Source organism: Escherichia sp. F1 (assembly GCF_046764225.1).
In the GTDB taxonomy this organism is placed as follows: Bacteria; Pseudomonadota; Gammaproteobacteria; order Enterobacterales; family Enterobacteriaceae; genus Escherichia; species Escherichia coli.
In genome coordinates this window covers 2,151,064-2,165,786 of record NZ_CP177202.1, presented here as the reverse complement: position 1 = coordinate 2,165,786, position 14,723 = coordinate 2,151,064, and the positions used below count along the sequence as shown (strand labels likewise).

General features: G+C 52.0%; 15 protein-coding genes. 11 read left to right on the top strand and 4 right to left on the bottom strand.

Annotated features, from left to right (window positions below):
- Positions 1-186 precede the first annotated feature (186 nt).
- The 9 genes from xthA (at position 187) to ynjE (ending at position 8,533) form a co-directional block, all read left to right on the top strand.
- Positions 187-993, top strand: coding sequence for an exodeoxyribonuclease III (xthA, locus tag ACK8NJ_RS10480; protein WP_000673927.1), 807 nt, complete (start codon positions 187-189; stop codon positions 991-993).
- A 166-nt stretch (positions 994-1,159) separates the two neighbouring features.
- On the top strand, positions 1,160-1,870 hold the full coding sequence (locus ACK8NJ_RS10475) for a TVP38/TMEM64 family protein (protein WP_411962423.1): 711 nt from the start codon (positions 1,160-1,162) through the stop codon (positions 1,868-1,870).
- 4 nt (positions 1,871-1,874) lie between these two features.
- Positions 1,875-2,552 carry a lipoprotein YdjY gene (gene ydjY, locus ACK8NJ_RS10470; RefSeq protein ID WP_001544600.1) on the top strand — a complete coding sequence of 226 codons (678 nt, stop codon included), beginning with the start codon at positions 1,875-1,877 and terminating at the stop codon, positions 2,550-2,552.
- Between the two features lie 14 nt (positions 2,553-2,566).
- Positions 2,567-3,274 (top strand): TVP38/TMEM64 family protein, encoded by a 708-nt coding sequence (locus ACK8NJ_RS10465; protein ID WP_089704344.1) that lies wholly within the window; start codon positions 2,567-2,569, stop codon positions 3,272-3,274.
- Positions 3,274-3,822: a carboxymuconolactone decarboxylase family protein gene (locus ACK8NJ_RS10460; RefSeq protein ID WP_000524080.1), complete on the top strand. Its 549-nt coding sequence runs from the start codon at positions 3,274-3,276 to the stop codon at positions 3,820-3,822. Before ACK8NJ_RS10465 ends, ACK8NJ_RS10460 begins: the two co-directional genes overlap by 1 nt.
- A gap of 9 nt (positions 3,823-3,831) precedes the next feature.
- Positions 3,832-4,998, top strand: a complete 1,167-nt coding sequence (locus ACK8NJ_RS10455) for an ABC transporter substrate-binding protein (RefSeq protein WP_411962526.1) — start codon at positions 3,832-3,834, stop codon at positions 4,996-4,998.
- Positions 4,971-6,506 carry a thiamine ABC transporter permease gene (locus ACK8NJ_RS10450; RefSeq protein WP_411962422.1) on the top strand — a complete coding sequence of 512 codons (1,536 nt, stop codon included), beginning with the start codon at positions 4,971-4,973 and terminating at the stop codon, positions 6,504-6,506. The genes ACK8NJ_RS10455 and ACK8NJ_RS10450 overlap by 28 nt, the downstream gene beginning before the upstream one ends.
- The gene (locus tag ACK8NJ_RS10445) at positions 6,506-7,159 is read left to right on the top strand and encodes an ATP-binding cassette domain-containing protein (RefSeq protein WP_411962421.1); all 654 of its coding nucleotides are present in this window, start codon (positions 6,506-6,508) and stop codon (positions 7,157-7,159) included. The genes ACK8NJ_RS10450 and ACK8NJ_RS10445 overlap by 1 nt, the downstream gene beginning before the upstream one ends.
- A gap of 66 nt (positions 7,160-7,225) precedes the next feature.
- Positions 7,226-8,533, top strand: a complete 1,308-nt coding sequence (gene ynjE / locus ACK8NJ_RS10440) for a thiosulfate sulfurtransferase YnjE (protein ID WP_411962420.1) — start codon at positions 7,226-7,228, stop codon at positions 8,531-8,533.
- 8 nt (positions 8,534-8,541) lie between these two features.
- Here the strand turns inward: ynjE and ACK8NJ_RS10435 are convergent, their stop codons facing one another.
- Positions 8,542-9,162 carry a CDP-alcohol phosphatidyltransferase family protein gene (locus ACK8NJ_RS10435; RefSeq protein ID WP_225383217.1) on the bottom strand — a complete coding sequence of 207 codons (621 nt, stop codon included), beginning with the start codon at positions 9,160-9,162 and terminating at the stop codon, positions 8,542-8,544.
- Positions 9,163-9,248: 86 nt separating this feature from the next.
- Here ACK8NJ_RS10435 and nudG point away from each other — a divergent pair, with 86 nt between their 5' ends.
- The gene (nudG, locus tag ACK8NJ_RS10430) at positions 9,249-9,656 is read left to right on the top strand and encodes a CTP pyrophosphohydrolase (protein ID WP_025210556.1); all 408 of its coding nucleotides are present in this window, start codon (positions 9,249-9,251) and stop codon (positions 9,654-9,656) included.
- Here nudG and ACK8NJ_RS10425 read toward each other — a convergent pair.
- Entirely contained in the window at positions 9,622-9,894 is a 273-nt protein-coding gene (locus ACK8NJ_RS10425; protein ID WP_000085240.1) for a YnjH family protein, read from the bottom strand. The genes nudG and ACK8NJ_RS10425 overlap by 35 nt on opposite strands.
- A 235-nt stretch (positions 9,895-10,129) precedes the next feature.
- Between ACK8NJ_RS10425 and gdhA the strand changes: the two genes are divergently transcribed.
- Positions 10,130-11,473, top strand: a complete 1,344-nt coding sequence (gene gdhA, locus ACK8NJ_RS10420) for an NADP-specific glutamate dehydrogenase (RefSeq protein WP_000373043.1) — start codon at positions 10,130-10,132, stop codon at positions 11,471-11,473.
- A gap of 116 nt (positions 11,474-11,589) precedes the next feature.
- Here the strand turns inward: gdhA and ACK8NJ_RS10415 are convergent, their stop codons facing one another.
- Positions 11,590-12,630, bottom strand: a complete 1,041-nt coding sequence (locus ACK8NJ_RS10415) for a DUF1266 domain-containing protein (protein WP_096983803.1) — start codon at positions 12,628-12,630, stop codon at positions 11,590-11,592.
- 127 nt (positions 12,631-12,757) lie between these two features.
- Positions 12,758-14,719, bottom strand: a complete 1,962-nt coding sequence (gene topB, locus ACK8NJ_RS10410; RefSeq protein WP_023154312.1) for a DNA topoisomerase III — start codon at positions 14,717-14,719, stop codon at positions 12,758-12,760.
- Between the last annotated feature and the right edge of the window lie 4 nt (positions 14,720-14,723).

Genomic DNA, 14,723 nt, shown 5'->3' with positions numbered 1-14,723 from the left:
TCATTGACGAAATTTACTGGAAATTACTGCGCCATTCTGACGCAGCGCGCACCAAAAGCGGGCATTTTTTGCGCCATCGTTGACATCATTAACAACCATCGATCAAATCACTTAACAACAGGCGGTAAGCAAAGCGAAATTCTGCTACCATCCACGCACTCTTTATCTGAATAAATGGCAGCGACTATGAAATTTGTCTCTTTTAATATCAACGGCCTGCGCGCCAGACCTCACCAGCTTGAAGCCATCGTCGAAAAGCACCAGCCGGATGTGATTGGCCTGCAGGAGACAAAAGTTCATGACGATATGTTTCCACTCGAAGAGGTGGCGAAGCTCGGCTACAACGTGTTTTATCACGGGCAGAAAGGCCATTATGGCGTGGCGCTGCTGACCAAAGAGACGCCGATTGCCGTGCGTCGCGGTTTTCCCGGTGACGACGAAGAGGCGCAGCGGCGGATTATTATGGCGGAAATCCCCTCACCGCTGGGTAATGTCACCGTGATCAACGGTTACTTCCCGCAGGGTGAAAGCCGCGACCATCCGATAAAATTCCCGGCAAAGGCGCAGTTTTATCAGAATCTGCAAAACTACCTGGAAACCGAACTCAAGCGTGAAAATCCGGTGCTGATTATGGGCGATATGAATATCAGTCCTGGCGACCTGGATATTGGCATTGGCGAAGAGAACCGTAAGCGCTGGCTGCGTACCGGAAAATGCTCTTTCCTTCCGGAAGAACGCGAATGGATGGAGAGACTGATGAGCTGGGGGTTGGTCGATACCTTCCGCCATGCGAATCCGCAAACAGCCGATCGTTTCTCATGGTTTGATTACCGCTCAAAAGGTTTTGACGATAACCGCGGTCTGCGTATCGACCTGCTTCTCGCCAGCCAACCGCTGGCAGAATGTTGCGTAGAAACCGGCATCGACTATGAAATCCGCAGCATGGAAAAACCGTCCGATCACGCCCCCGTCTGGGCGACCTTCCGCCGCTAATTTAGCTGTTCTCCTGGCTCAAACTGGGTCAGGAGAATTAACCTTGAGAAAAATCAACAAACTGTCAGTAATGATTTGTTGCCTGCCGCCCTTTGTTATACCGTCACTGCGTTTTTAGTTGTCTGACCACTTCTCTATTATCAAGTTTGATATAGGAAACTCCACAATGAACGCTGAGCGTAAATTTCTTTTTGCCTGTCTTATTTTTGCGCTGGTCATTTACGCTATCCACGCTTTCGGTTTATTCGAGCTGCTCACCGATTTACCTCACTTACAAACACTCATTCGCCAGAGCGGATTGTTCGGTTATAGCCTCTATATTCTGTTATTCATCATTGCCACCTTCTTTCTGTTACCAGGAAGCATACTGGTGATCGCTGGAGGGATAGTTTTTGGCCCGCTCTTAGGGACACTACTATCATTAATTGCCGCCACGCTGGCCTCCTCGTGCTCATTCCTGCTGGCGCGCTGGCTGGGACGTGATTTACTGCTGAAATACGTTGGCCATAGCCATACCTTTCAGGCCATTGAAAAAGGCATTGCGCGTAACGGTATTGATTTTCTTATTCTGACCCGCTTAATCCCGTTGTTTCCTTACAATATTCAAAATTACGCTTACGGATTAACCACAATCGCCTTCTGGCCTTATACCCTTATTTCGGCACTCACGACCCTGCCCGGTATTGTTATTTATACCGTGATGGCAAGCGATCTCGCCAATGAAGGCATTACGCTGCGCTTTATTTTACAACTCTGTCTGGCGGGCCTGGCGCTGTTTATTCTCGTCCAGCTCGCCAAACTCTACGCCCGACACAAACATGTGGATCTGTCTGCTTCGCGCCGCAGCCCACTTACTCACCCCAAAAATGAAGGATAGAACGATGTTGCAACATTATTCAGCGTCATGGAAAAAAGGACTGGCTGCACTCTGCTTACTGGCTGTTGCCGGGCTTAGCGGCTGCGATCAAAAAGAGAATGCGGGTGCAAAAGTGGAATACGACGGACTTTCGAACAGCCAACCGCTGCGTGTCGATGCCAATAACCATACGGTAACCATGCTGGTGCAAATTAATGGTCGTTTCCTCACCGACGACACTCGTCACGGTATTGTGTTTAAAGATGGCTCCAACGGACATAAATCGCTGTTTATGGGTTATGCGACCCCGAAAGCATTTTATGAAGCCCTGAAAGAGGCAGGTGGTACACCGGGCGAAAACATGACGATGGATAATAAAGAAACGACTCATGTCACAGGCAGCAAACTGGATATTTCGGTCAACTGGCAAGGGGCGGCAAAAGCGTATTCCTTCGATGAAGTGATTGTTGACAGTAATGGCAAGAAACTGGACATGCGCTTTGGCGGTAATTTAACGGCAGCAGAAGAGAAGAAAACGGGCTGCCTGGTGTGTCTGGATAGCTGCCCGGTCGGCATCGTCAGCAATGCAACATACACTTATGGTGCGGTTGAAAAACGAGGTGAAGTTAAATTCAAAGGCAATGCCTCGGTTCTCCCGGCGGATAACACGCTGGCAACGGTTACCTTTAAAATCACCGAATAAAGCCAGAATAAAGGATGATGAAGATGCAATCGCGAAAAATCTGGTATTACCGTATAACCCTCATCATCCTGTTGTTCGCTATGCTGCTGGCATGGGCGCTGCTTCCCGGCGTCCATGAGTTTATCAATCGCAGCGTTGCGGCGTTTGCCGCCGTGGACCAACAGGGTATAGAACGCTTTATTCAGTCTTACGGCGCACTAGCGGCAGTTGTCTCGTTCTTGTTGATGATTTTGCAGGCCATTGCTGCACCGCTACCTGCGTTTCTGATCACCTTTGCAAATGCGTCGCTGTTTGGCGCGTTCTGGGGCGGCTTGCTGTCGTGGACCAGTTCGATGGCCGGCGCGGCGCTGTGCTTTTTTATCGCCAGAGTGATGGGCCGCGAAGTGGTGGAAAAATTAACCGGCAAGACCGTGCTTGAGAGTATGGACGGCTTTTTCACTCGCTACGGCAAACACACCATCCTGGTATGTCGGTTATTGCCTTTTGTCCCTTTCGATCCAATCAGCTATGCTGCCGGTTTGACTTCAATACGTTTTCGCTCGTTTTTTATCGCCACCGGGCTTGGTCAGTTACCGGCGACTATTGTTTATTCCTGGGCGGGCAGCATGTTAACAGGCGGTACTTTCTGGTTTGTCACCGGACTGTTTATTCTGTTTGCCCTGACCGTGGTGATTTTTATGGCGAAGAAAATATGGCTTGAGCGCCAGAAGAGGAATGCCTGATGGGTTTACCGCCGCTTAGCAAAATTCCTTTCATTTTACGTCCGCAGGCGTGGCTGCATCGTCGCCATTACGGCGAGGTGCTAAGCCCGATTCGCTGGTGGGGGCGGATCCCGTTTATCTTTTATCTGGTGTCGATGTTTGTCGGCTGGCTGGAGCGCAAACGCTCACCGCTGGATCCAGTAGTGCGATCGCTTGTCAGCGCGCGCATTGCGCAAATGTGTCTGTGTGAGTTTTGCGTGGATATCACCAGTATGAAAGTCGCCGAGCGCACTGGCAGCACCGATAAACTGCTGGCAGTGGCTGACTGGCGGCAAAGCCCGCTCTTTAGCGATGAAGAACGGCTGGCGCTGGAGTACGCCGAAGCCGCAAGCGTAACGCCGCCAACGGTCGATGATGCCCTGCGTACCCGACTGGCTGCGCATTTTGACGCCCAGGCGCTCACCGAACTGACGGCATTGATCGGCCTGCAAAACCTGTCAGCCCGTTTTAATTCTGCCATGGACATTCCCGCTCAGGGGCTGTGCCGTATTCCTGAAAAACGTTCTTAAGGAGAGATGATGCGCCATTGTGGGTGGTTGCTGGGATTGTTATCGCTGTTTTCTTTGGCAACACATGCCAGTGACTGGCAGGAAATCAAAAACGACGCCAAAGGGCAAACCGTCTGGTTTAACGCCTGGGGCGGCGATACCGCAATTAACCGCTATCTCGACTGGGTTAGCGGCGAGATGAAAACCCATTACGCTATAAACCTGAAGATTGTTCGTCTCGCGGATGCCGCAGACGCGGTGAAGCGCATTCAGACCGAAGCTGCTGCCGGGCGCAAAACGGGCGGCTCGGTGGATCTGCTCTGGGTGAACGGCGAAAACTTCCGCACCTTAAAAGAGGCTAATTTACTGCAAACCGACTGGGCAGAGACTCTGCCCAACTGGCGCTATGTCGACACGCAGCTGCCGGTGCGGGAAGATTTTTCAGTGCCTACAGAAGGGGCTGAATCGCCCTGGGGTGGCGCACAACTGACGTTTATCGCCCGCCGCGATGTTACGCCACAGCCACCACAAACGCCGCAAGCGTTGCTGGAGTTTGCTAAAGCCAATCCTGGCACGGTTACCTATCCGCGCCCACCGGACTTTACCGGCACGGCGTTTCTTGAACAGTTGCTGATTATGCTGACGCCCGATCCCGCCGCATTAAAAGAAGCGCCGGACGATGCGACTTTCGCCCGTGTCACTGCGCCCTTGTGGCAATTTCTTGATGCGCTGCATCCGTATTTATGGCGCGAAGGAAAGGATTTCCCGCCTTCGCCCGCGCGGATGGATGCTCTGCTGAAAGCCGGCACATTGCGCCTGTCGCTGACCTTTAATCCTGCTCATGCGCAGCAAAAAATCGCCAGCGGCGATTTACCCGCCAGCAGTTACAGCTTTGGCTTTAGCGAGGGGATGATTGGCAACGTGCATTTCGTCACCATTCCTGCTAACGCGAATGCCAGTGCTGCGGCGAAGGTAGTTGCCAATTTCCTGCTCTCACCCGATGCACAACTGCGTAAAGCAGACCCTGCTGTCTGGGGCGATCCTTCGGTTCTCGATCCGCAAAAACTGCCTGACGGGCAGCGCGAAATATTGCAATCAAGAATGCCGCAGGATCTGCCGCCGGTACTGGCTGAACCGCACGCAGGTTGGGTAAATGCGCTGGAACAAGAATGGCTACACCGTTACGGTACGCATTAATCTTTTTGCTGTGGGCGATGGTGGCGGTGATTTATGCACCGCTGATCCCGGCAGCTCTCACGCTGATATCGCCTGCTTTGTCGTTGACACACTGGCAGACGTTATTTGTCGATCCACAGTTACCGCAGGCATTACTGGCAACGCTGGTGTCGACAACCATCGCGGCGGTCGGGGCGTTGTTGATTGCCCTGCTGGTGATTGTGGCGCTGTGGCCAGGGCCGAAATGGCAGCGTATGTGCGCCCGTCTGCCGTGGCTGCTCGCCATTCCCCATGTGGCTTTTGCCACCAGCGCCCTTCTGCTCTTTGCTGACGGAGGGCTGCTTTATGACTATTTCCCGTATTTCACTCCGCCAATGGACCGATTTGGCATCGGTCTGGGCCTCACCCTTGCAGTGAAAGAAAGCGCATTTCTGCTGTGGATCTTAGCGGCAGTATTGAGCGAAAAACGGCTGTTGCAGCAAGTTATTGTACTGGATTCGCTGGGCTACAGCCGCTGGCAATGCCTGAACTGGCTGTTGTTGCCCTCCGTCGCACCTGCACTGGCAATGGCGATGCTGGCGATTGTCGCCTGGTCGCTGTCGGTCGTGGATGTGGCGATTATCCTTGGGCCAGGTAATCCCCCGACGCTGGCAGTAATTAGCTGGCAGTGGTTAACTCAGGGCGACGCCGATCAACAAACGAAAGGCGCACTCGCCAGCCTGCTGCTGATGCTGTTACTCGCCGCCTACGTTTTGCTGGGCTATCTGCTATGGCGTAGCTGGCGGCGTACTATTCCCCGCGTAGATGGCGTTCGTAAGCCTGCCACGTCTTTATTGCCAGGCAATACGCTGGCGAGTTTTTTACCCTTGACCGGTGTGCTGTGTGTGGTTCTGCTGGCGATCCTCGCGGATCAGTCGACGATCAATAGTGAAGCGCTCATCAATAGCCTGACGATGGGACTTAACGCGACGTTTATCGCTTTAATCCTGATACTGGCGTGGCTGGAATGGGGATCGTCACGTCGGCACTTCTGGCTATGGTTGCCCATTTTATTACCCGCTCTGCCACTGGTGGCGGGCCAGTACACGCTGGCGCTATGGCTAAACCTGGATGGAAGCTGGACGGCGGTGGTCTGGGGGCATCTGCTGTGGGTAATGCCGTGGATGCTATTTATCCTGCAACCCGCCTGGCAGCGCATTGATTCACGGTTAATTTTGATTGCGCAAACACTGGGCTGGTCGCGGGCCAAAATCTTCTTTTACGTGAAATGCCCACTCATGTTGCGCCCTGTGCTGATTGCCTTCGCGGTGGGATTTTCAGTCAGTATTGCACAGTATATGCCGACGCTGTGGCTGGGCGCGGGGCGTTTTCCGACGCTCACCACTGAAGCGGTGGCATTAAGCAGCGGCGGCAGCAACGGCATTCTCGCCGCCCAGGCTTTATGGCAACTACTGTTGCCGCTTATTATTTTTGCCCTGACCGCGTTAGTCGCAAAATGGGTAGGTTATGTCAGACAAGGACTCCGCTAATGCTCTGCGTGAAAAATGTTTCGCTACGTTTACCAGAAAGCCGCTTGCTGACAAACGTTAACTTTACGGTGGATAAATGTGACATTGTCACGTTAATGGGGCCGTCTGGCTGTGGAAAATCCACTCTGTTTTCATGGATGATTGGTGCGCTGGCCGGACAGTTTTCTTGTACAGGTGAGCTATGGCTCAATGAGCAACGGATTGACATGCTACCCACCGCACAGCGTCAGATTGGCATTCTTTTCCAGGATGCACTGTTATTTGACCAGTTCAGCGTCGGGCAAAATTTACTGCTGGCTCTGCCAGCGGCACTCAAAGGTGTTGCAAGGCGCGATGCGGTAAATGATGCGCTGGAGCGTGCGGGGCTTGGCGGTATGTTCCATCAGGATCCTGCCACTTTGTCTGGCGGTCAGCGAGCGCGCGTTGCTCTGCTTCGCGCTCTTCTCGCTCAGCCAAAAGCGTTGCTACTGGATGAGCCATTCAGCCGTCTTGATGTGGCTCTGCGCGATAATTTTCGCCAGTGGGTGTTCAGCGAAGTTCGCGCCCAGGCGATCCCAGTCGTTCAGGTAACGCACGATCTCCAGGATGTTCCTGCTGATAGTTCTGTTCTGGATATGGCGCAGTGGTCAGAAAATTACAACAAACTGCGATAACGCAAAGTTTTTCCCAATGCGTCAGTTCAGAATGGCGCACTCAAAACTACAATGTCGGGATTTTCGATGAAACGTGTTTCTCAAATGACCGCGCTGGCAATGGCTTTAGGGCTGGCTTGCGCTTCTTCGTGGGCCGCTGAACTGGCGAAGCCTCTTACACTTGACCAGCTTCAACAACAAAATGGCAAAGCGATAGATACTCGCCCCAGCGCGTTTTATAACGGCTGGCCACAAACCTTAAATGGCCCTTCTGGTCATGAACCTGCCGCCTTAAACCTCTCTGCTAGCTGGCTCGACAAAATGAGCACCGAACAGCTTAACGCGTGGATCAAGCAACATAACCTGAAAGCCGATGCTCCGGTGGCGCTGTACGGTAATGACAAAGATGTCGACGCCGTCAAAACGCGACTGCAAAAAGCAGGTTTTACGCATATCTCCATTTTGAGCGACGCACTAAGCGAACCTTCCCGTCTGCAAAAACTGCCGCACTTTGAGCAGCTGGTTTATCCGCAATGGCTGCACGACCTGCAACAAGGTAAAGAGGTTACGGCGAAACCTGCCGGTGACTGGAAAGTCATTGAAGCGGCCTGGGGCGCTCCTAAGCTTTACCTTATCAGCCATATTCCCGGCGCTGACTACATCGATACCAACGAAGTAGAAAGCGAACCGCTGTGGAACAAAGTTTCTGATGAACAACTGAAAGCGATGCTGGCAAAACACGGCATTCGCCATGACACCACGGTCATTCTGTACGGGCGTGACGTATACGCTGCAGCGCGTGTGGCGCAAATTATGCTTTATGCCGGCGTGAAAGATGTGCGCCTGCTGGACGGAGGCTGGCAAACCTGGTCCGACGCGAGTCTGCCCGTTGAGCGCGGAACGCCACCGAAAGTGAAAGCGGAACCGGATTTCGGCGTGAAGATCCCGGCACAACCGCAACTGATGCTTGATATGGAACAGGCGCGTGGACTGCTGCATCGCCAGGATGCATCGCTGGTGAGCATTCGTTCGTGGCCAGAATTTATCGGTACGACCAGCGGTTACAGCTATATTAAACCAAAAGGTGAAATAGCCGGAGCACGTTGGGGACACGCTGGTAGCGACTCGACGCATATGGAAGATTTCCATAACCCGGATGGCACCATGCGTAGCGCCGATGATATTACCGCTATGTGGAAAGCATGGAATATCAAACCAGATCAGCAAGTTTCATTCTACTGCGGCACTGGCTGGCGCGCGTCCGAAACCTTTATGTACGCACGAGCAATGGGCTGGAATAACGTCTCCGTTTACGACGGCGGCTGGTACGAATGGAGCAGCGATCCAAAAAATCCGGTTGCAACCGGTGAACGCGGCCCGGACAGCAGCAAATAACATTGCAATTACTGACGCTGGAGCGACTTCAGCGTCAGATACCCACTCCACACCCGCGTAAAGGTCGTCATCCAGCACAACGCACCGAAGATCCACGCAAACCACGCAAACCATGCAGGGAATAAACATCCCAGCACAAACAGTAAGATCGTTTCTGTGCCTTCGGTTAATCCCCCCAGATAGTAAAACGACTTATGTGCATAACCGGGGTTATCAATCTGATGTTTTGCTGCCAGTGCAGCAAAGGCGAGAAAACTGCTGCCCGTGCCGATAAACGCAAACAACAGCCAGCCTCCGGCCAGCGCGTTTTGTTCTGGTGCGGCGAGAATAAAACCAAACGGCACCAGCGCGTAAAAGAGAAAATCGAGAGAAATATCGAGAAAGCCGCCCGCGTCGGTAAGTCCTCTGCGCCGCGCCAGCGCACCGTCCAGACCATCAAGCAGCCTGTTCAACAAAATGACGATTAGCGCCGTCAGATACCAGCCCAGCGCCAGAAACGGCAGTGCCAGCACGCCGATGGCAAATCCCACTAATGTTAAACCATCTGGCGTAATGCCGGGTTTATCCAGCACCTTCACACACTGATGCAACAAAGGTTTAATTCGGGGATGAAGATGGCGGTCTAGCACAGGCACTCCTTAAATATAAAGCCTTTCTGATTGAGCAACAGTGCGGATATTATGGCATTTTTCGCTTATCTACCCGTGTGTAATTTATGAAAATGGTTGAAGTTGTTGCCGCCATCATCGAACGTGATGGCAAAATTTTACTCGCGCAACGCCCCGCGCATAGCGATCAGGCGGGATTATGGGAGTTTGCCGGTGGTAAAGTCGAGCTGGATGAAAGCCAGCAGCAGGCGCTGGTGCGTGAGTTACGCGAAGAATTGGGCATCGAAGCAACTGTTGGTGACTATGTTGCCAGCCATCAGCGAGAAGTGTCGGGGCGGATTATCCATCTTCATGCCTGGCACGTACCCGACTTCCACGGGACGTTACAGGCACATGAACATCAGGCGCTGGTCTGGTGCTCACCTGAAGAGGCGCTGCAATATCCTCTGGCCCCTGCTGACATTCCATTATTAGAGGCGTTTATGGCTTTACGCGCCGCCAGACCAGCGGATTAGTGCTAAGGGTTTTGTCATCCCGCTGGCATTGCAGCAGTATTCCTTCGGCTTTAATTACCGCCCCTTCAGAATAATTTTGATCCTGATAAACGCAGCACTGAGTACAGGGCTGCGCTGACTGCCCGCCTGAACTGAACACTTCTGGCGGTACGTTTACCTCCACGTCCGGACGATAATGCGGGTTAGCCAGTGCAATTAATGGAAATGCTAATACTACGGCGAACAATGCTCGACTCACAGGGAACTCCTTAACGTTATTGTCTCTGCTACTGATAACGGTAGCCGGGTGGCAAAACTTTAGCGTCTGAGTTATCGCATTTGGTTATGAGATTACTCTCGTTATTAATTTGCTTTCCTGGGTCATTTTTTTCTTGCTTACCGTCACATTCTTGATGGTATAGTCGAAAACTGCAAAAGCACATGACATAAACAACATAAGCACAATCGTATTAATATATAAGGGTTTTATATCTATGGATCAGACATATTCTCTGGAGTCATTCCTCAACCATGTCCAAAAGCGCGACCCGAATCAAACCGAGTTCGCGCAAGCCGTTCGTGAAGTAATGACCACACTCTGGCCTTTTCTTGAACAAAATCCAAAATATCGCCAGATGTCATTACTGGAGCGTCTGGTTGAACCGGAGCGCGTGATCCAGTTTCGCGTGGTATGGGTTGATGATCGCAACCAGGTACAGGTCAACCGTGCATGGCGTGTGCAGTTCAGCTCTGCCATCGGCCCGTACAAAGGCGGTATGCGCTTCCATCCGTCAGTTAACCTTTCCATTCTCAAATTCCTCGGCTTCGAACAAACCTTCAAAAATGCCCTGACTACTCTGCCGATGGGCGGTGGTAAAGGCGGCAGCGATTTCGATCCGAAAGGAAAAAGCGAAGGTGAAGTGATGCGTTTTTGCCAGGCGCTGATGACTGAACTGTATCGCCACCTGGGCGCGGATACCGACGTTCCGGCAGGTGATATCGGGGTTGGTGGTCGTGAAGTCGGCTTTATGGCGGGGATGATGAAAAAGCTCTCCAACAATACCGCCTGCGTCTTCACCGGTAAGGGCCTTTCATTTGGCGGCAGCCTTATTCGCCCGGAAGCTACCGGCTACGGTCTGGTTTATTTCACAGAAGCAATGCTAAAACGCCACGGTATGGGTTTTGAAGGAATGCGCGTTTCCGTTTCTGGCTCCGGCAACGTCGCCCAGTACGCTATCGAAAAAGCGATGGAATTTGGTGCTCGTGTGATCACTGCGTCAGACTCCAGTGGCACTGTAGTTGATGAAAGCGGATTCACGAAAGAGAAACTGGCACGTCTTATCGAAATCAAAGCCAGCCGCGATGGCCGAGTGGCAGATTACGCCAAAGAATTTGGTCTGGTCTATCTCGAAGGCCAACAGCCGTGGTCTGTACCGGTTGATATCGCCCTGCCTTGCGCCACCCAGAATGAACTGGATGTAGACGCCGCGCATCAGCTTATCGCCAATGGCGTTAAAGCCGTCGCCGAAGGGGCAAATATGCCGACCACCATCGAAGCGACTGAACTGTTCCAGCAGGCAGGCGTACTGTTTGCACCGGGTAAAGCGGCTAATGCTGGCGGTGTAGCAACATCGGGCCTGGAAATGGCGCAAAACGCTGCGCGCCTGGGCTGGAAAGCCGAGAAAGTTGATGCGCGTTTGCATCACATCATGCTGGATATCCACCATGCCTGTGTTGAGCATGGTGGTGAAGGTGAGCAAACCAACTACGTGCAGGGCGCGAACATTGCCGGTTTTGTGAAGGTTGCCGATGCGATGCTGGCGCAGGGTGTGATTTAAGTTGTAAATGTCTGATGGCGCTACGCTTATCAGACCTACAATTGGGCACAATTCATTGAAATTACGCTCTAATGTAGGCCGGGCAAGCGCAGCGCCCCCGGCAAAATTTCAGGCGTTTATGAGTATTTAACGGATGATGTTCCCCAGGGAACATTTCTGATGGGCCAACGGCATTTCTTACTGTAGTGCTCCCAAAACTGCTTGTCGTAACGATAACACGCTTCAAGTTCAGCATCCGTTAACTTTCTGCGATAGCAGCAGATATGCCAGTAAAGAAATCCCATTAGACTATTTTTTTGATAATCTTCTTCGCTTTCGAACAACTCGTGCGCCTTTCGAGAAGCAAGCATTATATAATGCCAGGCCAGTTCTTCTTCAATTGTCCCGTTTTGAAAAGCTGTGCTCGATATCGAGATCATCCATGATAATTCCGCCGCCCATATTAGCTTCGCCGAGGATTTACCGGAGCAATGATTAGCGCAATCAGAGATATAGTCAGAGGGGAAAACAGCAAATTTATTCAACAAGGCGATAACCTGCTCTGGGGCTTCCTCCATGTTCGCTTTAAAGGTATTGGCTCCATGGTCGCCAGAAAGAAAATGCTCCATTAAGGCACAATAACTTTCGCTATCTTCGATACCCCATTGATCCTCTAAAGACACGCGTCTTTTACTGATGATATCGATCGAATCAAAAGGAAGCACATGATATTGAAAGGTATCTTTGCCAGGCTCAGGCTTTCGCGGCCAGAACTCCAGCGTTTCAGACCATTGCTTATGATAGAATCGATAAGGTGCGATCAATTGTAGCGCCTGTAATTTCTCGATACTGAGCGGCTCAATACCTTTAGCCTGATAATAATGCAGTTGTTCTTTTTTTGCTTTAAACCCGGCCCGAACAATAAGACCCATCATAATTAATAGACAAAGAAAAGAGCATCCCGCGGTAATCAGGCCTCTTTCATTCAAACCGTTGGATGTTATAGCTGCGAATACAAACATTACAGCGACAACACCTGTTAAATAAAACCCCCACTTGCAAAGCAGCATGGCCTTATTTTCTTTAATCATCCGTTCAAAATTACTATTAAATATTTCCCAGCCATTGAAAGAATACTTCTCGCTCCCTGGATGGTTTTGCAATAAAACTTTTTTCATCACATTCCCTGTTATTACTTACTTTAGAGGCGATAATTTTATCCATGCCAAAAAAATATCCAACGAATTTTCTTGATCCGCTGGATATTTCAGAATATGACTCGTGTGGTGCGAAAAACTCGCGCGCTTACGCTATCGCCCCGCTTCCGGCTTCATCTGCTGGCGGACTTTTTTTCGCACTACGTTTACGCGGAGCCGCCTTTTTCTTATCAGCACTGCCTCCACTGCCCGGAGCCACTATGCCGCGAAACTGCCGCACCGGAGTACGTTTGGCTTGATCAATAAGCTGATACAGCGTCCCCACCAGCGGTTGCATAAAGTCCTGGTAGCGACACTGCTTTTCGCTGATTTGCGTCAGCACCGATTCCCAGTGCGCGGTCATGTCCGGTCGCGTCGCCATCTCTGGCAGCGAATGGAATAACGCTTTTCCGGCGTCGGTGGAGTGGATATAGCGCCCTTTTTTGGTCAGGAAACCACGCTTGAACAGCAGTTCAATAATCCCGGCGCGAGTCGCTTCTGTTCCCAGACCATCGGTCGCACGAAGGATCTTTTTCAGATCTTTGTCCTGCACAAAGCGCGCGATCCCGGTCATCGCCGAAAGCAGTGTTGCATCGGTAAAATGGCGCGGCGGCTGGGTTTGCCGCTCTACCACCTCACCTTTTTCACACAGCAACTCATCGCCTTTCGCCACCACAGGCAGCGGCGTGCCGTCGTTTTCTTCATCGCGCTCTTTGCTGCCTAACAGTGTGCGCCAGCCTGCTTCAGCAAGAAAACGGGCTTTAGCGACAAATTTGCCTTTGGCAATGTCCAGTTCGATAACACACTTGCGGAACACCGCATCCGGGCAGAACTGCATCAAATACTGACGGGCAATCAGGTTATAGACCTTCGCTTCGTTCTCCGTCAGGTTGATCGCAGAACTCCGTGCGGTCGGGATGATGGCGTGGTGCGCATCGACCTTTTTGTCATCCCAGCAGCGGTTGCGTATATCTGGATCGACCACTGGCTGCGGCAACAGATCTGGTGCATGAACGCTGATGGCATTCATCACCGCGTGGCGTCCGGCAAAATGTTCTTCTGGCAAATAGCGACAATCGGAACGCGGATAAGTGATTAGCTTGTGCGTTTCGTACAGCTTCTGGCAGATATCAAGCACGTTCTGCGCACTCAGACCAAAGCGTTTTGCCGCTTCAATCTGCAACGCCGAAAGCGAAAACGGCAGCGGTGCGGATTCTGATTCCCGTTTATCGTTATAGCTGGTGACAATAGCCGGTTGGCCGCTGATGCGGTTGACCACATGCTCCGCCAGCGGACGATGTAACAAGCGCCCTTCTTCATCCTGATAAGGTTCACACGCTTCGCTCGGTTGCCAGATAGCGGTAAACCGCTCATCGGCAGGTGTCACGATATGCGCTTTGACTTCAAAGAAATCTTTCGCCACGAAGTTTTCAATCTCTTCGTCGCGGCGCACCACCAGTCCGAGTACGGGCGTCTGCACGCGTCCCACGGAAAGTACGCCCTGATAACCGGCATTGCGACCGAGAATAGTATACGCACGGGTCATATTGATGCCGTACAGCCAGTCGGCACGCGCTCGCGCCAGCGCAGAAACGCACAGCGGTACAAACTCACTGTTGGAACGAAGACGGTCGATCGCCCGCTCAACCGCCTGTGGGTTCAGGTCGTTTATCAAGCAACGCTGCACCTGCTGGCGCTTTTCCGGTGCCAGTTGCAGATAGTCCAGCACTTCATCCACCAGTAATTGCCCTTCGCGATCCGGGTCACCGGCGTGAACGATTTCGCTGGCTTCATGCAGGAAGCGTTTGATGACATTAAGTTGTTTAGTCACGGAGGGTCGGGGCTGTAATTGCCACTTTTCCGGGACAATCGGCAAATCCGCAAGATTCCAGCGCGCATAGCGGCTGTCGTAGGCGTCTGGCTGCGCCTGCTCAAGCAGGTGACCGATACACCAGGTCACTACCTGACCATTACCGCACTCGATAAAGCCATCGCCTTTCCGGTGCGGTTTGGGCAGGACATCAGCAATGGCGCGCGCCAGACTCGGTTTTTCGGCAATAAACAACCGCATTGAA

Bases quoted from the DNA above. Each gene is read 5' to 3' on its own strand.
- xthA (WP_000673927.1), top strand. From the start codon at position 187: ATGAAATTTGTCTCTTTTAATATCAACGGCCTGCGCGCCAGACCTCAC.
- ACK8NJ_RS10475 (WP_411962423.1), top strand. From the start codon at position 1,160: ATGAACGCTGAGCGTAAATTTCTTTTTGCCTGTCTTATTTTTGCGCTG.
- ydjY (WP_001544600.1), top strand. From the start codon at position 1,875: ATGTTGCAACATTATTCAGCGTCATGGAAAAAAGGACTGGCTGCACTC.
- ACK8NJ_RS10465 (WP_089704344.1), top strand. From the start codon at position 2,567: ATGATGAAGATGCAATCGCGAAAAATCTGGTATTACCGTATAACCCTC.
- ACK8NJ_RS10460 (WP_000524080.1), top strand. From the start codon at position 3,274: ATGGGTTTACCGCCGCTTAGCAAAATTCCTTTCATTTTACGTCCGCAG.
- ACK8NJ_RS10455 (WP_411962526.1), top strand. From the start codon at position 3,832: ATGCGCCATTGTGGGTGGTTGCTGGGATTGTTATCGCTGTTTTCTTTG.
- ACK8NJ_RS10450 (WP_411962422.1), top strand. From the start codon at position 4,971: ATGGCTACACCGTTACGGTACGCATTAATCTTTTTGCTGTGGGCGATG.
- ACK8NJ_RS10445 (WP_411962421.1), top strand. From the start codon at position 6,506: ATGCTCTGCGTGAAAAATGTTTCGCTACGTTTACCAGAAAGCCGCTTG.
- ynjE (WP_411962420.1), top strand. From the start codon at position 7,226: ATGAAACGTGTTTCTCAAATGACCGCGCTGGCAATGGCTTTAGGGCTG.
- nudG (WP_025210556.1), top strand. From the start codon at position 9,249: ATGAAAATGGTTGAAGTTGTTGCCGCCATCATCGAACGTGATGGCAAA.
- gdhA (WP_000373043.1), top strand. From the start codon at position 10,130: ATGGATCAGACATATTCTCTGGAGTCATTCCTCAACCATGTCCAAAAG.
- ACK8NJ_RS10415 (WP_096983803.1), bottom strand. From the start codon at position 12,630: ATGAAAAAAGTTTTATTGCAAAACCATCCAGGGAGCGAGAAGTATTCT.
- topB (WP_023154312.1), bottom strand. From the start codon at position 14,719: ATGCGGTTGTTTATTGCCGAAAAACCGAGTCTGGCGCGCGCCATTGCT.